Here is a 17,429-nt window from a genome sequence, read left to right on the forward strand (position 1 = left end):
ATGAGACATCCTTGCCATTTTGAAATGGAGGAAAACGAGCTATGGCTAAGAAAATGCCTGATATCGGTGATTATAAATATGGCTTTGCGGATAGAGATGTATCGATCTTTCGTTCAAAACGTGGTTTGACAAAAGAAATCGTCGAAGAAATCTCTCGTATGAAAGAAGAACCGCAATGGATGCTTGATTTCCGATTAAAGTCATTGGAACTTTTTTATAACATGCCAATGCCACAATGGGGCGGCGACTTAAACAGCTTGAATTTCGATGAAATTACGTATTACGTAAAACCATCTGAGAAATCTGAGAAATCTTGGGATGAAGTTCCAGATGAAATTAAACAAACGTTTGATAAGTTAGGAATTCCTGAGGCAGAGCAAAAGTATTTGGCTGGGGTTTCAGCTCAATATGAATCAGAGGTTGTTTACCATAACATGAAGCAAGATCTTGAAGACTTGGGAATTGTTTTTAAGGATACTGATTCAGCGCTTAAAGAAAATGAAGATATTTTCCGCGAGCATTTTGGAAAAACTATTCCACCATCAGATAATAAATTTGCTGCGCTAAACTCAGCAGTATGGTCTGGTGGATCATTCATCTATGTTCCTAAAGGTATTAAAGTAGATACGCCACTACAAGCTTATTTCCGAATCAATTCGGAAAACATGGGACAGTTCGAACGTACACTAATTATCGTTGATGAAGGCGCAAGCGTACACTATGTTGAAGGCTGTACAGCACCAGTTTATACAACAAATTCACTTCATAGTGCGGTTGTAGAAATCATCATTAAGAAGGATGCTTACTGCCGTTATACGACGATTCAAAACTGGGCAAACAACGTATATAACCTAGTTACGAAACGGGCAGTATGTGACGCGAATGCGACGATGGAATGGATTGATGGAAACATCGGATCTAAATTAACGATGAAATACCCTGCTGTTATTCTTAAAGGAGAAGGCGCACGTGGTCTAACATTATCGATTGCAATCGCAGGTAAAGGACAGCACCAAGATGCAGGAGCGAAAATGTTGCACTTGGCACCGAATACGTCTTCTACTATCGTATCCAAATCAATCTCGAAACAAGGCGGAAAAGTAACGTACCGCGGAATTGTTCACTTTGGACGTAAAGCGGATGGTGCTCGTTCAAACATCGAGTGCGATACGTTAATTTTGGATAATAGTTCAACTTCTGATACAATTCCTTACAATGAAATCTTAAATGATAATATTTCATTAGAACATGAAGCGAAAGTATCTAAAGTATCAGAAGAGCAATTGTTCTACTTGATGAGCCGTGGAATTTCTGAGCAAGAAGCTACAGAAATGATTGTTATGGGCTTCATTGAACCATTTACAAAAGAACTGCCAATGGAATACGCCGTAGAAATGAACCGTCTTATCAAGTTCGAGATGGAAGGATCTATCGGATAATACTTCCTAAACCACGAAACCTGCCGATTCACTCGGCAGGTTTTTCTTTCGGGAAATAAAACTGGGAAATGGGGTCTGACCCCTTAAAGGAGAGGTTCGATGATTTATATTGGTGTGACTGGTTGGGGGGATCATGATAGTTTGTATGGGGCTGGGGTTTCGAAACGTGATCGGCTACGGGAATATGGGGCGCATTTTCCGACGGTCGAGGTCGATTCGTCGTTTTATGCAGTGCAACCCAAACGGAATAGTGATAAATGGGTCGCTGAGACGCCTGCATCCTTTCAGTTTGTTGTGAAAGCTTATCAAGGGATGACAGGACATTTGCGCGGAGAAAACCGCTATGAAAGTAAAAAGCAAATGTTTGATGCATTTCACGCTTCTCTCGAGTCTTATCAAAAAGCAAATAAACTCGCAATGGTCTTATTTCAGTTTCCGCCATGGTTTGAATGTAATCGTGAAAATGTGAATTACTTACGCTGGTGTAAAGCCGAAATGGGTGATGTACCCATTGCTCTAGAATTTCGCAATCAAAGCTGGTTTGGACCGGGGATGTATGAGAAGACACTTTCGTTTATGGAAGAAGAGGGTTGGATACATACAGTTTGTGATGAACCACAAGCAGGAAATGGTTCGGTGCCACTTGTTCTCGTGACGACTGATCAAACAAAAGCACTTGTCCGATTTCACGGTCGGAATGTTCATGGTTGGCAAAAGGCAAGCGGTGGACAAGATTGGCGTGAGGTCCGCTATCTCTACCGCTATAACCACGAAGAATTGCAACAATGGGTAAGCAGGCTCAGAAAACTTGAAGAAACGGCTAAAGATGTGTATGTTTTATTTAACAATAATTCAGGTGGGGACGCGGCAGATAACGCGAAACAAATGATTGACTTACTCGGAATTGAGTATGGTGGATTAGCCCCTAAACAGCTGGATTTATTTTAAATATAAGATTAAACGCCCACATGGTATGAGCTCTATTCCGTATTAACGGGCAGTCATATATAATGGGTCCATATCCGTATTCTTTCTAAGAGGATAACTTTAGAGGAAGTATGCCTTAGCTGGGCTTTAAATTATTCGGAGGCATATTTGGATACATAGGGGGAAAAACATTGTCAGAGATCATCCATTTATATCACACAAATGATGTCCATAGCCATTTTGAAAATTGGCCTCGTATCGCTCATTTTTTACAAAAAAGAAAAAATCTGCATCAGGAGACTGGCGAAGAGATCCTCCTTCTAGACATCGGTGACCATGTTGATCGATGGCATCCCTATACAGAAGGGACACTCGGTAAGGGAAATGTAAGTTTGTTGAATGAATCAGGGTACCAATACGTAACGATTGGTAATAACGAAGGAATTACACTCCCGAATGAAGTATTATCTACTCTTTATGATCAAGCAGAATTTAAAGTTCTAGTAGCAAACTTGTATAATAAAAAAAGAATCCGTCCGAAATGGGCACATCCATATTTCATACATACTACTAATCATGGTACGAGGATCGCCTTGATAGGAGTCACCGCTTATTTTCATAAATTTTACGAGAATTTAGGCTGGTATTTAAATGAGCCTTTTGCTGAATTACAAAAACAACTTAAAGCTATTCATAATCAAGCGGACTTCGTTGTCGTCCTATCACATTTAGGCATTCATGACGATGAAAGAATGGCTGCTGAATTTCCCGAAGTGGATGTGATACTTGGAGCACATACCCATCATATTCTACACCAAGGAAAAATGGTTGGAAACTCACTTCTATGCGGGGCTGGGAAATATGGTCAATTTGTCGGGCATGTTGAAATCGAGCTGGATGCAAATCAATCGATCATTCGTAAGAAAGCACAGTTATATGATACGAATGAGTTGGAAGAAGCACCGAACGAAGATCAATGGGTTGAAAATGTACGTAATGCCGGTGAGAAGGAGCTTGAAGATGTAATAGCTATCCTGCCAGAACCTATTGAAAATGACTGGTTTCAACCATCTCCGCTACCTAAACTACTCTGTGAATCGTTAAAAGAATGGACAAATGCAGACTGTGCTTTCCTCAACGCTGGTCTTCTTTTAGAAGCATTGTCGAGAGGACCTGTGACAAAAGGGGATATTCATAGAACCTGTCCTCATCCTATTAATCCATGTGTAATTGAACTAAATGGTGCAGAATTAAAAGAGGTTATTTTGCAATCAAGAGATGAAGAATGGCCACACATTCAGTTAAAGGGATTAGGCTTTAGAGGGACCATCATGGGCATGATGGTGTATGAAGGGATTGACTTTGTGGAGAATGATGAAGGACTTATAAAAAAAGTCATGATTAATGGAAATGAACTACAGGCTGATCAAACATATAAGCTAGCGATTCCAGATATGTTTACTTTCGGTCGTTTTTTTCCACAGATCAAGCGGACGGAAGCAAAAGAATATTTCATGCCAGAATTTCTGAGAGATCTTTTAGCCTGGAAATTAGGTAAAGAATAAGCTTGGACAATAACACATAATGGCCCTTTTATTCATACAGTATGATGAATGAAAGGGGGCGATTACATTGATGAATGTAACTCCTATTACGATAGCTGGTAAGACATTTATCGGTATTTCTGTAGCCTTGCCGAAAACAAACTTACTGGCTATTGCTTCAGAAACAGGATATATCATGTGTGGTGCATTAGATGTTGCTTTGCTCAATGAAAAATTGGGCGCCCGCAAAATTATTGCTGGTCGTGCAACAGGTGTACGTACACTTGAACAGCTGCTTACGGCGCCGTTGGAATCGGTAACGGTAGAGGCAGAAAGATTGGGAATTTCCGTTGGCATGAAGGGCAGCGACGCATTATTGCTCATGCATGAGTGACATATATAGCAATGTGAAAGAGGGCGACTATAAGGGCCTAACTCTTACAAAATGATCTGTATTAAACGTTTGTTTGATACTAGATATTGCAATGTGGAGTCTAGCCTTAGCTTTAGTCGGCCTTTTCTCTGTGGAAATGGGGCGGGGCCTCACAAAATCAGCTCCGAACCGCCACCTTTATAAGGTATTACGCTTCATAGAACCTGAACATTATTCATCGTTAGGCTTTAGAGAAGGAGCTCATGGACGTTTCATATGTAAAAGTTAGGGAAAAAATTAGAATGGCTTAAAAAAATGTATGTAGTACCGATAAAATACAATGTAGATAATAAAAAATGAATGATGATGTATGTCATATTTTTTGTCATGAAGGGCATGAGGACGGAGCTTCGCGACTAACTAAAATAGTCAATCTACTATGTAGATCTACTTCCTTTATTAAGAAAGTACTCCAAAATCCAGCTCAGAACCGCCACCATTGTGATAGGTGGAGTGCGTGCTACAGGATGGACCTTCATAGTAAATGGTGGCGTTTTGTATGAAAATTTCAATGTTTCAGTTATAGAGAGGATACAGAACATGTTATGAGGCTACTGAAAACACAAGCGTTAAAGCCGGGGATGCGGCTAGGAAAAAGTATTTTTAATGACCGGGGAACGATTCTACTAGGAGAAGGCTGTGAAATATCGGACACAATTAAACGAAGATTACTCTCATTGGATGTTTCTTTTGTTTATGTCGCAGACGAGCGAACGAAAGATATTAAAGCAGAATCTACCATCTCGCACGAATTGAGAAGAAGAACTGTTAAAACCATTGAGAATATTTTTCTTGATGTTAAATCCAAGAACATGCAGGAGTGTTCGTTTGTAATTGAAGGGAAAACACAACGAATTAGTAAATTACTTGGAAACATTACAACTGAAATCAAAAATAGTGAGAAACTTTTGACATTGCTTTCAGATGTTTATATTCATGATGATTATATCTTTAACCACTCTATAAATGTGACATTATATACTTTAGCAATTGCTAAAGAAATGAAAATGAAACCTAAACAAATGGAAATTCTCGGTCTCGGTGCAATCCTTCATGACGTTGGAAAAATGCTAGTTCCGCCAGATATATTAAAAAAGCCAGCAAGATTATCTGAGGAAGAATATTCTATGATTAAACAGCATTCTGAATTTGGATTTCAGCTGCTTAGAAAAATTCACTCCGTTCCACTTTTAGTTGCTCATTGTGCCTATCAACATCATGAGCGTTTAGATGGTTCAGGCTATCCTCGTGGTTTATATGCAGATGATATCCATTTTTTTGCTAAGATTATTGCTGTTGCAGACGTATTTGATGCCGTCACATCGAATCGAGTATATCGGCAAGCAATGCTCCCGCATGAAGCTCTGGAAATTTTATATGCAGGCTCTGAAACTCAATTTGAAGCAAAAATTGTCGAAGCATTTCGGCGCTCGGTTACGATTTATCCAGATGGCTTAACTGTGCAATTGAACGATGGGCGAAAGGGAGTCGTCTCATCGCAAAATGCTGGAATAAGTGATCGACCAGTTCTGCTAATCATTGAAGAAAATGGTATAGAACTTGAACATACATACTTCTGTAATTTAAAAGATCATAATCATTTGTTGATTACGAGCTGTTTAGTAGATGATTGAAGAGAAAAATGAGACGAGTACTTAGTAACTTATTTTAGATGAGCAATTTGATAGGGAGGTACGCCCTGATCAAGATTGCTCATCTTATATTAAGGCTCTTTTCGTAAAGATTGGTGTTTTTAGCAAGTAACAAATTTGAGCAGATATTGATTGTCGTGGAAGGTGGGTGACACCTGCTTAGAGAAGCGTGTTGAGGGAGACCCTGCAAGTACGAAGCACTGAGGAGGCTCCTAAGTCCGCCAGCGGAAAGCGAGTACCTGTAACGGAAATCAATCCAAGTCGTGTAAAACAGCCTATATTAACGAAGTCCCTCAATAAGCGCTTTGGATTTTATCCCGCATGACAGAAAGTAAAACCCTCACGTTAAGGCTTACAGGAATCGAGGAAGCAGAGGGTGGGGGATAACAGCCTGATTGATGAGATACAGGGAAACTTACAGATACGTGAGCAGGAGGTTTAGAAGAACGAGACTAACAACCAGTGGGAGAAGAAGAAAACCCCACTGATTGAAGTTTCACTTTATTGTTACTTTGACAGTTCTTTTCGTTCCCATGCACGGAGATGTGGTGTAGGATCAAAGCTCCATTCAATTTTTCCATTATCTTTATACATTCCGAAATGAAGATGGGGAGGAAACTTACCGGAAGTTCCTGGAGGTCCATAGCCTGTACTGCCTACCCCACCAATTACTTGTCCTGGTTTTACGATATCTCCCACCTTAATCCCATCTTTAAAGCCATTTAAATGGGCGAAGTAATGATACGTATTATTAATATCTCGAATGCCAATTCGCCATCCGCCGTATTTATTCCATCCTTTCATTTCAACTATTCCATAACACGTAGCGCGTACTGGTAAACTATAGTGGGCAAAGATGTCTGTCCCTTCATGAGATCTCCGACCGCCCCAACCGCGTGCAACTCCCCACGTACTGCGATACGTATAGTTAGTCTTTACCGGGACAGGAAATGCTTTTTCTTGTAAATCTATCCGATTGAATTTCTTGAATAATTTTGCATTGCCCATAATAATCCCAACAGCTTTATCTCTTTTATAAAAATTCCATAAGCCAATTCGGATATTATCCTCATCTGACCCATATGCCAATAGAAAATTAGCGAATGTAAATAATAAGTCTTCATCATTCGTAAGATCGGCAACGTGATCGCCATTTCCGTCCTTTCCTATGCCATTGAATACGGAGATGGAATATGGATTTGTGTCCTCTTGATTCGGATTTAAGGCACCGCTCCATTGGGCCGGCTTTATATGAATAGAAATATTACCCTTTACGGATTCTACATCATTTCTTGCCTGTCGAATACTGCGTTCATATTGGTCGGCAGCCGCAAGGTAATACCATGGAAGTTGAACAGCGGTTTCCATATTTTTAAATAATTCTAATCGCTTTTCCAGCATTTCCTTTTCTGATATTGCTGTTGATGAAGCAACAGAATGGCTTTCAGGAAAACTAAGTATGGAAAGCAGCAGAAATGATAGCATGATTTTATGCTTCACTTTCTAATTCTCCCTTCTGATGGTAATGAATATCGTTAGTTTGCTGAAATAACAGAGAATTAATTTAATTAATTTTTCCCAATTGACCGATTTAGTTGTATCCGCTTGCTTTATTATGATATTGTGACACTAGTAGGCAATGTAACCCAACTTTTTCTAATAAAGAAATGGAGTGAGCATCTTCATGACCACCAAAGAAGAATATCTTCGTAAACCAGATTGGTTGAAGATCAAACTGAATACGAATGAAAATTACACTGGCTTAAAAAAAATGATGAGAGAGCAGAACTTACATACAGTATGCGAAGAAGCAAAATGTCCTAATATTCACGAATGTTGGGCCGTTCGTCGGACTGCGACTTTCATGATTCTTGGGGCGATCTGTACAAGGGCTTGTCGCTTTTGTGCTGTAAAAACAGGTCTTCCAACTGAATTGGATTTGGCAGAGCCAGAACGTGTTGCAGATTCAGTGGTAACGATGAACCTAAAACATGTCGTTATTACTGCTGTAGCTCGCGACGATTTGAAAGATGGAGGCTCCGGTGTATTCGCTGAAACCGTGCGTGCCATTCGTCGAAAAAACCCATTTACTACAATTGAAGTATTGCCTTCAGATATGGGGGGAGTTTACGAAAACTTAAAAACCCTTATGGATGCAAAGCCAGATATTCTAAATCATAATATTGAGACAGTTCGTCGCTTATCTGATCGAGTCCGTGCTCGTGCCAAATATAATCGCTCACTTGAGCTATTACAGAGAGCGAAGGAAATGTACCCAGAAATTCCAACGAAGTCGAGTCTTATGATTGGTTTGGGCGAAACGAAAGAAGAAATCATTGAAACGATGGACGATTTACGGGCGCATGATGTTAATATTATGACAATTGGCCAATATCTACAGCCATCCAAAAAACATTTAAAGGTGCAAAAGTATTATAGCCCTGAGGAATTTAACGAATTAAAAGAAATCGCTTTGACAAAAGGATTCAGCCATTGTGAAGCCGGACCATTAGTGCGTTCTTCCTATCATGCTGATGAACAAGTAAATGCTGCTGCGAAGCATATGCAAGAACAAGGTGAGAAAATTCTTGAAGCGAAATAAATAGATTAACAAAAGGGTCAGACTCTACAGGTACTATATACCGTTAAAAACAGTATATAGATTGTAAGGTCAGACCCTTTTGGGGCCGCTTTTTTTGATATGGTATGAAGATTATCGATTCGTATTCATACGCTCATCTTTTTGATGGATCATTTCTCCGTTTTCATTTTCTCCTTTGCTATAATCTTTTCCTTGTGGTGATTTCAACATATTTTGAATTGTTTTGTCGATAGTATGGTCGATATTATTTTGATCGGAACCTCGAGTTGCGAAGTTTTCGATATCTTGAGCAAGTTTCCAATTATCACTTACATATGCGTGATAATAGCGGGGAACAACTGACATAGCAGTTCTCTTCACTTGATCAGCGGTTTCCGATCGGTTTGATGAGTTGGTTTCATATACGACAAGAACATCCTCATCTGTAACAAGTGAAGCCGCACGTTTTACGTTCGGCAGTGATGCTGTAAGCGAAGTAATAACACTAGCCAATTGTTCCCGATCAATGGCTACATTTTTATTTGCGACGTTTGCAATATTTTTGCCGTTAATATTTGTACTGTCCATTCGAGTAAAGCCAAAATCAGATCCTTGATTGGTGCTATTGTTATAATCTTCATCATAGTATTTGGTTGGTGAGTTAACTTTAACTGGATTTGAGATGTTGTCGGTTACTTCACTTCCTTGTTCCTTAGGAGCGGAGCAACCTGCAAATAACGTAATAGAGCATAAGCTTAACGCTAGAACTGCTTTTTTCAATAAAAACACCTCCTAAGAGATAGGATGAGCAAATACCGCTAAATTTCGCTTAGTAATTGCTGGCTAATCAGTTATAATTTAAGTAGGAATTGGAATAAGAGGTGAGATGGATGATAAGCATCAATAATTTAGCCTATGACATTGTAGAAGAACGAAGAGATGGCTACAATGAAGAAGCATTTAAAGCTCGTTATAGTGAGATATTGACTAAATATGATTATATTGTGGGTGATTGGGGATATGGACAATTACGTCTGCGCGGTTTTTTTGAAGATGATAACCAAAAAGCTACGTTTGATACAAAAATTAGTACATTAACCGAATACCTTTATGAATACTGTAATTTTGGTTGTCCATATTTTGTTTTAAAGAAAATAAAGTGAAACTTCAAACAGTGGGGGGCTTCTACCCCTTCTGCCTGTAAGTCCCGTTCTACTGTTGATCAATTAATCGACAGTACGGACCCGATTACCTCTATCTCACCAATCGGGATTTTACTGCATGTGAATGCAGGATAAACTAAACAAGCACTAGAAAAGGGTCTGACGTCACACTCTATCTTCCGTTTTAAACGGTATGTAGTAGATGTGGAGTCTGACCCTTTCTTTAAGTGACAGTTATTCTTCCTCTAATCAGGAGTTGTAGAATGTGGAGCTTGTTCGTGATTGTCAGGATCGTCATGGGGTGGGTGGGCACCATCCATTTGACGAGGCAGACTTTCATGAAGCGATTTGTATTCGTAATTGAAGGCACTCGTATAGCGCTGTCCTTCTTTCCATGGAGAGCTTTTATTTTCAACAGATGTCATCTCCCCACGTGGGGCTCCATAAGGTCCTTCAGGCAGTTCTTCAGGAAGTAAATCATTCTTTTGTTTTTCCACATTTGAGATCTCGTGGAAACGGTTGTTATCATTCATATCCAACATCCTTTCTACTTCACTGTAAATCTTAGGTTGTCCTTTTCTGTTGAAAACATGAGGTAGTGCATTACTTTTTTCAAACATAGACTTTATACAACAATTGTGAGAACTATGATAAAATTATAGTAGTATCATCTTGCATTATGCTGAAATCTAACAAGAATATAGTCGTTTAATTAAGTTGCAAACAGATATATTGTGGGGGTTTTTAAAAGATTTTAATAATCCTACATTAGTCGAATAAGAACACATAATACATAGAAAATTATGTTTACGCCAAGACTAGAGAAGAGGGACACGGTATCCTTTTCAAATTAGAAAGGATTGAATATCTTTGTATTTTGTTGACAGACAGCAAATTGAAAAACATTTACTACATTTGGAACAGCGGCTTCGCATTTTCGAGGAACAGTCGAATTGGGATAATGAGCTTGCTAGCCTTGCGCTTTGCCGACTTGTTCAGACTTCCATTGATGCTATGTTAGATACAGGGAATGCGATTATTGATGGCTTCATTATGCGCGATCCAGGAAGTTATGAAGACATCGTGGACATTCTATTGGATGAAAAAGTAATTGATGAAAAAATGGCCCATCAATTTAAGCACATTCTTCCGCTTAGAAAAATGTTGGTTCAGGACTATTTAGTAGCAGACACGAAAACGGTGGCTACCGTTTTTAGCGAAAATATCCAAGCATTTATCGAATACCCTAAAGTCGTAAGGAATTATTTAATAAATGAACTAGGTCCAGTTTCAGCATTCAAGAATTAACAGAAATGAAGAACGAGAGGGATCATATGAAGAAAGAATATAAAGGCTATCTGATTGATTTAGATGGCACTATTTATCGAGGAACTGAAGAAATTAAAGAAGCAGCTGGTTTTATTGAAGGCTTAAGAAGCCGAAATATTCCTTATTTATTCGTGACAAATAATGCATCTAGAACTCCAGCGCAGGTGGCTCAAGTGCTTTGTGATTTTGGGATTGAAACGGCAGCTGATCAAGTTTTCACAAGTGCGATGGCGACTGCGACCTTTATTGCAGAACGTCAAAGCGAGGCCTCTGTCTATGTTATTGGAGAAGAAGGGCTTTTGAATGCAATTCAAGAAAAAGGATTTACCTTAGCTGATGAAAACCCTGATTTTGTCGTAATGGGCATTGATCGTAAAATCAATTATGAAAAGCTCGTAAAAGCTTGTCTTGCGGTACGGAATGGTGCAACCTTTGTTGCGACAAATAGTGATGCAGCACTTGTAACTGAACGAGGTCTTCTTCCGGGCAATGGCTCGATTGCCTCAGTCATATCTGTATCAACAGGGATACAGCCTATTTTTATTGGCAAGCCGGAATCCATTATCGTTGAACAAGCATTAAAGGTTCTTGGTGTTGATAAGAAAGATACCATTATGGTCGGCGATAACTATGATACAGATATTCTTGCCGGGATTAATGCGGGGATAGATACATTGTTAGTACATACTGGTGTTACAACGAAAGAATTATTGAAAAATTATCAAGAACAACCGACACATGTTATTGATACATTAGCTGACTGGAAGTTCTAAAAAGAAGAAGCTTGGGTATGTTACTCTACGTCCAAGCTTCTTTTATTTGTTCTAATAATCATTTTTGGATAAAGTGAAACTTCAATCTGTGCCGCTATCTTCATCCCCGATCCTATGCTTCAATCGATTCTTCTAAACCTTAAAGTAGGGATTTACTGCCCATTAATGCGGGATAAACACTCTAATTACTTTTTGCTTTTAGCTCGGTGCGCCAATCTACTTGAAGCGGCAGCGGCAATGGCACCGACGATATCATCGAGAAACGTATGGACTTTTCCTGTACTTTTATCATTCAAATACTTCAGAATACCTGGTTTTTGCTTATCGATATAACCATAGTTCGTAAAGCCGATTGATCCGTATACGTTTACGATGGAAAAGGCAAGGATTTCATCTACACCATACAAACTTTCATCTATTTCCACGATTTTTTGCAGAGGTTCTTCCAGCATCTTTTTTTCAGCAAGGACATCGAGTTGGATGCCGGTCAGAATCGCATTTTGGACTTCGCGTTTTGATATGACCCTTTCTACATTTTCAATACAGTCTTTCATTTCAAGGTTTTCATGGTAACTTGCTTGTAGATACATCACGAGTTCCGCAATATCCTCAATTTTTACGCCTCTTTCTTTTAACCATCTTCTTGCTGTCTGTTCAGATACGTTAATAACTTCATCCATTACAGATCACCCGTTTCGTGTTTGATAGTGGTAACTATGTATAAACATGTTTATTCTAATTTTTTAATAAACATTCAGAAAATTGAATGTTCTTCATATATATAAGGAAAAGTACATATTATTCTTGTGTTTGTACCTTTAAATTGCCCGTTTTCTCGGTTTATATCCTTCTTGAAAAACTTAAATGAGTATCACATAAATGAAAGGTGCGGATAAATGTGATTGAGGAGATTATATTTGAATCGTATGGGATTACGCCAGAACGTGAGGAAGTTTTAGGGAAATACCCTTCCTTTATTTCTGGTCCAACCATTTACAGTATTATTCCGCTTGGCGAAGTGGATCAAGAAGAATTGCAGGAAAGAAAGATGATGGCCGATCAATTAATTCAGCAAGGTGATCGATATATAGCTGAATTTGTAATGGCGAATCATGGTAGTTATGTATCGGAGGCAGAAGAACAGCCATTCGTACTTGTGGCCGTTCGAACTTTACATGAACCGAGAAGTCAACAGCTCGGTAGGAAAATCGCTAAATTTCATTATCGAGCACGCGGTATTCCTACGGCTATTAAAGCTTGTTCGAGAATTGGTCAGTGGAAAGAACTTTGGGAACAGCGGATTGATCAGCTTGAGCAAATTTGGAATGAGAAACTGAAGGCGCATCCGAATAATCCATTTGAAAAAGAATTTATTGACTCCTTTCCTTACTATATGTCATTAGGTGAAACCGCGATTCAATATTTGGTTGATACCGAAATTGATGATACACCAATAGCTAGTGATAGTGGTACGGTTTGCTATGATCGATTTACATCTGAGACGTGGAGCGGGAAATATTGTATAAAAAATCCGTTTGATTGGATATTTGACCACGCAACCAGAGATGTAGCGGAATGGGTTCGCCATCATTATCTACATAATCAACATACGTATCAGCCGGGTGTATCCACATTTATGCGTGAATATCAAACGATTGGACCACTTTCAAGCTTTTCTTCTCGATTGCTTTATTCACGTTTATTGTTTCCAATCCACTATTTTGAAGTGGTAGAAGAGTATTTTTCAAGTCCTAAAGAGGCGAGAGCGAATGAATTGGAAGAACAAATTCAAATGATCGCAAATACTTCTGCTTATTACCAAGAATTCCTTCGCAGTTTTTATGAGATTGCCCAAATCCCATCCAAACGGCTTCAGCTTCCAGATGTAAGTTGGTTGTGAATGATGCTTACATTTTTATCCATACATTCCTTCTCTTATGATATGATGAGTGAGAATATAAGAGAGAAGGATTTGAGTTCAATGAGGAAACCTTATGTTTTTATTACAAGAAAGATTAACCGAGAAGCATTGATAGGATTGAACGAATCATTCGTCGTGAACATGTGGGAATACGAGGAGCAGCCTGTCCCACGAGACATTTTACTGGAAGAAGCAGCAAAAGCAGATGCATTATTGACCATGCTATCTGATAAAGTCGACCTAGAATTGTTGGATGCTGCGAGAAATTTGAAAGTTATCGCGAATCTTGCCGTTGGATATGACAATATAGACGTTGCAGCTGCAACTGAAAGAGGAGTCACTGTATGCAATACACCTGATGTATTAACGGATACAACGGCAGACCTGGCGTTTGCGCTATTAATGGCAACTGCAAGAAGAATTGTTGAGGCGGCTGAAATCGTAAAAGCAGGGAAATGGACGGGATGGAGTCCGCTATTACTTGCGGGTCATGACATCCACCATAAAACAATTGGGATCGTAGGAATGGGGAAAATTGGCGAGACTGTTGCAAAACGTGCTACAGGTTTTGATATGGAAATTCTCTATCATAATCGTAGCAGAAATACAGAAGCTGAGGAAAGATTAGGTGTTCGTTACACAAGCTTTGAAGAGTTAATTACAACGGCTGATTTCATTGTTTGCCTAACGCCATTAACAGATGAAACAGCAGGAATGTTCAATAAAGAAGCATTTCAGAAAATGAAGCAGTCAGCAATCTTTATTAATGTTTCCAGAGGTGCAGTTACGGATGAAGACGCTCTATTCGAGGCACTTGTGAAGGGTGAAATAGCAGGTGCTGGTTTAGATGTATTCAAGCAAGAACCGATTGGTAGCGACCATCCATTACTTACTTTACCAAATGTCGTTGCTTTGCCCCATATCGGTAGTGCGAGTGCAGAAACGCGTCAAGGAATGATCATGCTTTGTATAGAAAATATTTCGCGTGTCCTTTACGGCGGGCAGCCTAAAACGATTGTGAATCCCTAAAAAAATTATTAGCCATCACGAGAGATGGTGTCCTAAAGGGTCAGACTTCACACTTTATATACCGTTTTATCGTGTCATTCACGATAGATTAACGATATATAGATGATGTTGGGGCTGCCTCTTTCACTTTATGGCATCTTACTTTCTGGCTTATAACAAATTCGTAGAATTATAGAAAAAACATTATCTAACTATTGAAAAAATAAAAAAATACAGATATAATGTCTACTATACAAAAACAAATGTATTTTCTATAAAAACAAATGGGGTGGAGCCGTATGAAAGCAATATCAATTGGATTATTAGGCCTCGGTACGGTCGGATCTGGGGTTGTCAAGATTATTGAACAACATCAAGATAAGTTGATGCACCAAATTGGGTGTGCTATAAATATTAAGAAAATCCTTGTGAAAGATTCTACGAAAGATCGTCAGGTTGCTATAGATAAGAGCATCTTAACATCCAATGTAGATGAAATTTTAGAGGATCCTGAGATCGATGTCATCATTGAGGTTATGGGGGGAATTGATGAAACGAAGGATTATCTTCTTCGTGCAATCAGAAACAAAAAACATATTATTACAGCCAATAAAGATCTAATGGCCTTATATGGGTCACAGTTATTAAAAGAAGCAACTGCGAATGAATGTGATTTATTTTATGAAGCAAGTGTTGCTGGGGGAATTCCGATTCTTCGCGGACTTGCGGATGGACTGGCCTCTGACAGAATTACGAAGATGATGGGAATTGTGAACGGTACAACGAATTTCATCTTAACGAAAATGAGTCAAGATGGAAGCGCCTATGAAGAGGTATTAAAGGAAGCTCAGAGCTTGGGATTTGCAGAAGCTGATCCTACAGCTGATGTGAGCGGACTGGACGCTGCAAGAAAAATGGCGATTCTTTCTACGCTTGGATTTTCGATGACCATTGATCTTGAAGATGTTACGGTGCAAGGGATTACCGAAATTTCTGAAGAAGATTTAGCATACAGTAAGAAGCTTGGTTATACGATGAAGCTGATCGGTTTGTCCTCAAGAGACGGCGAAAAGGTTGAGGTTAGCGTACAGCCTGCTCTATTGCCTGAACATCATCCGCTAGCATCTGTGCATAATGAGTATAATGCTGTCTATGTGTATGGCGAAGCGGTCGGTGAAACGATGTTCTATGGTCCAGGTGCTGGTAGTCTTCCAACGGCTACTTCTGTCGTGTCTGATTTGGTCGCTGTGATAAAGAATATGCGACTTGGTGTGAACGGCCGTAGTGCAGTTGCACCACAATACCCGAAAACGATGAAAGAACCATCTGAAATCCATGCGAAATTTTTTATTCGATTACATGTGAAGGATGAAGTGGGTGTGCTTGCCAAGATCACGATGCTGTTTGCAGAGCACGGAGTAAGTTTTGATAAAATCCTTCAGCTTCCGTTAAACGAAAAAGGTTCATCTGAAATTGTCCTTGTTACACATCACGCAACATTAACTGAATTTGAAAAAATCCAACAAAAACTAAATGATTATGAAATGGTTAAAGAAATCAAAAGCACGTATCGTGTTGAAGGAGAGAATGGCAAATGAGCTGGAGAGGCCTATTAAGCGAATACCGAGAAATGTTACCTATGAATGAGAACACACCTGATTTATCCCTACATGAAGGAAATACGCCTCTCATTAAATGTGAAAACCTTTCTAAGGAATTGGGAATTGAGCTCTATGTAAAATACGAAGGCTTGAATCCAACTGGCTCATTTAAGGATCGCGGTATGGTGATGGCTGTTGCTAAAGCAGTTGAAGCAGGCAGTAACGCCATTATCTGTGCATCAACAGGAAATACTTCCGCTGCTGCTGCTGCCTATGCAGCACGTGCGAATTTGAGATGTATCGTTGTCATTCCAGAAGGAAAAATTGCGATGGGCAAGCTTGCACAAGCCGTGATGTATGGGGCGGAAATCGTCTCTATTGAAGGTAACTTCGATGACGCTTTGGAAATTGTTCGAAGTATTAGTGAAAAAGCGCCGATTACACTTGTTAACTCTGTAAATCCATACAGAATTGAAGGACAAAAAACGGCAGCATTTGAAATTTGCGATGTTCTCGGTTCGGCTCCAGACATCTTAGCTCTTCCGGTTGGAAATGCCGGAAATATTACGGCCTATTGGAAAGGGTTTAAAGAATATAACGAACAAAAGCAAACAGGCCTACCGGAAATGCGGGGATTTGAAGCAGCAGGATCAGCTGCTATTGTTCATAACCGTGTCATTAAAGAACCGGAAACGATTGCGACAGCGATTCGTATTGGCAATCCTGCTAGCTGGAAATTCGCTGTTGAAGCTGCAAATGAGTCAAATGGAAAAATTGATGAAGTGTCAGATGAAGAAATTCTTGAAGCGTATCGCTTACTTGCACGTTCTGAAGGTGTATTTGCTGAACCGGCTTCATGTGCTTCCATTGCAGGAATCATCAAACAACTACAGAATGGTGAAATAAAAAAAGGCAGCAAAATTGTCGCTGTCTTAACAGGAAATGGATTGAAAGATCCGAATGTTGCCGTCGATCATAGTGAGATTAAACCACAATTGCTGCCAATGGATGAGAAAGTGATCTTAGAACATTTGCAACAAGGCTTGGTTCAGTCATGA

17 protein-coding genes are annotated in these 17,429 nt (G+C 39.4%); 13 read left to right on the forward strand and 4 right to left on the reverse strand.

All coding sequences use genetic code 11. The annotated features are described in order from the left end of the window. The first annotated feature begins 41 nt into the window (after positions 1-41). The 5 genes from sufB (at position 42) to V179_RS0123820 (ending at position 5,977) form a co-directional block, all read left to right on the forward strand. A complete protein-coding gene (gene sufB, locus V179_RS0123800; protein WP_028393691.1) occupies positions 42-1,439 on the forward strand; it encodes a Fe-S cluster assembly protein SufB in 1,398 nt (465 codons plus the stop codon). A 99-nt stretch (positions 1,440-1,538) separates the two neighbouring features. Beyond that, positions 1,539-2,387 (forward strand): DUF72 domain-containing protein, encoded by an 849-nt coding sequence (locus V179_RS0123805; protein ID WP_028393692.1) that lies wholly within the window; start codon positions 1,539-1,541, stop codon positions 2,385-2,387. A 170-nt stretch (positions 2,388-2,557) separates the two neighbouring features. After that, positions 2,558-3,931, forward strand: a complete 1,374-nt coding sequence (locus tag V179_RS0123810; protein WP_028393693.1) for a bifunctional metallophosphatase/5'-nucleotidase — start codon at positions 2,558-2,560, stop codon at positions 3,929-3,931. 67 nt (positions 3,932-3,998) lie between these two features. Then, positions 3,999-4,304, forward strand: coding sequence for a YunC family protein (locus V179_RS0123815; RefSeq protein ID WP_028393694.1), 306 nt, complete (start codon positions 3,999-4,001; stop codon positions 4,302-4,304). Between the two features lie 584 nt (positions 4,305-4,888). Next, positions 4,889-5,977: an HD-GYP domain-containing protein gene (locus tag V179_RS0123820; protein WP_028393695.1), complete on the forward strand. Its 1,089-nt coding sequence runs from the start codon at positions 4,889-4,891 to the stop codon at positions 5,975-5,977. Positions 5,978-6,502: 525 nt separating this feature from the next. Here the strand turns inward: V179_RS0123820 and V179_RS0123825 are convergent. Further along, positions 6,503-7,480, reverse strand: coding sequence for a M23 family metallopeptidase (locus V179_RS0123825; RefSeq protein ID WP_028393696.1), 978 nt, complete (start codon positions 7,478-7,480; stop codon positions 6,503-6,505). Between the two features lie 199 nt (positions 7,481-7,679). On the opposite strand from V179_RS0123825, the gene lipA reads away from it, so the two are divergent. Next, a complete protein-coding gene (lipA, locus tag V179_RS0123830) occupies positions 7,680-8,597 on the forward strand; it encodes a lipoyl synthase (RefSeq protein WP_028393697.1) in 918 nt (305 codons plus the stop codon). Positions 8,598-8,708: 111 nt separating this feature from the next. On the opposite strand, the gene V179_RS0123835 is transcribed toward lipA, so the two are convergent. After that, entirely contained in the window at positions 8,709-9,356 is a 648-nt protein-coding gene (locus tag V179_RS0123835) for a YhcN/YlaJ family sporulation lipoprotein (RefSeq protein WP_028393698.1), read from the reverse strand. A 110-nt stretch (positions 9,357-9,466) separates the two neighbouring features. Between V179_RS0123835 and V179_RS0123840 the strand changes: the two genes are divergently transcribed. Further along, positions 9,467-9,739 carry a YutD family protein gene (locus V179_RS0123840; protein WP_028393699.1) on the forward strand — a complete coding sequence of 91 codons (273 nt, stop codon included), beginning with the start codon at positions 9,467-9,469 and terminating at the stop codon, positions 9,737-9,739. Between the two features lie 245 nt (positions 9,740-9,984). On the opposite strand, the gene V179_RS0123845 is transcribed toward V179_RS0123840, so the two are convergent. After that, positions 9,985-10,272: a hypothetical protein gene (locus V179_RS0123845; RefSeq protein WP_028393700.1), complete on the reverse strand. Its 288-nt coding sequence runs from the start codon at positions 10,270-10,272 to the stop codon at positions 9,985-9,987. Between the two features lie 337 nt (positions 10,273-10,609). Between V179_RS0123845 and V179_RS0123850 the strand changes: the two genes are divergently transcribed. Together V179_RS0123850 and V179_RS0123855 are read left to right on the forward strand one after the other, a co-directional pair. Continuing rightward, positions 10,610-11,047, forward strand: a complete 438-nt coding sequence (locus V179_RS0123850; protein ID WP_028393701.1) for a DUF86 domain-containing protein — start codon at positions 10,610-10,612, stop codon at positions 11,045-11,047. 26 nt (positions 11,048-11,073) lie between these two features. Next, entirely contained in the window at positions 11,074-11,841 is a 768-nt protein-coding gene (locus V179_RS0123855) for a TIGR01457 family HAD-type hydrolase (protein WP_028393702.1), read from the forward strand. 185 nt (positions 11,842-12,026) lie between these two features. On the opposite strand, the gene V179_RS0123860 is transcribed toward V179_RS0123855, so the two are convergent. Next, entirely contained in the window at positions 12,027-12,521 is a 495-nt protein-coding gene (locus V179_RS0123860) for a phosphatidylglycerophosphatase A family protein (protein WP_028393703.1), read from the reverse strand. A gap of 218 nt (positions 12,522-12,739) precedes the next feature. Between V179_RS0123860 and yutH the strand changes: the two genes are divergently transcribed. The 4 genes from yutH to thrC all read left to right on the forward strand — a co-directional run bounded on the left by yutH (position 12,740) and on the right by thrC (position 17,429). After that, the gene (yutH, locus tag V179_RS0123865; protein ID WP_028393704.1) at positions 12,740-13,741 is read left to right on the forward strand and encodes a spore coat putative kinase YutH; all 1,002 of its coding nucleotides are present in this window, start codon (positions 12,740-12,742) and stop codon (positions 13,739-13,741) included. A gap of 81 nt (positions 13,742-13,822) precedes the next feature. Beyond that, entirely contained in the window at positions 13,823-14,791 is a 969-nt protein-coding gene (locus V179_RS0123870) for a 2-hydroxyacid dehydrogenase (protein ID WP_028393705.1), read from the forward strand. Positions 14,792-15,069: 278 nt separating this feature from the next. Further along, on the forward strand, positions 15,070-16,368 hold the full coding sequence (locus V179_RS0123875; RefSeq protein WP_028393706.1) for a homoserine dehydrogenase: 1,299 nt from the start codon (positions 15,070-15,072) through the stop codon (positions 16,366-16,368). Further along, the gene (gene thrC / locus V179_RS0123880; RefSeq protein WP_028393707.1) at positions 16,365-17,429 is read left to right on the forward strand and encodes a threonine synthase; all 1,065 of its coding nucleotides are present in this window, start codon (positions 16,365-16,367) and stop codon (positions 17,427-17,429) included. The genes V179_RS0123875 and thrC overlap by 4 nt, the downstream gene beginning before the upstream one ends.

Source organism: Bacillus cihuensis (assembly GCF_000504145.1).
GTDB classification, from domain to species: Bacteria; Bacillota; Bacilli; order Bacillales; family DSM-1321; genus Peribacillus; species Peribacillus huizhouensis.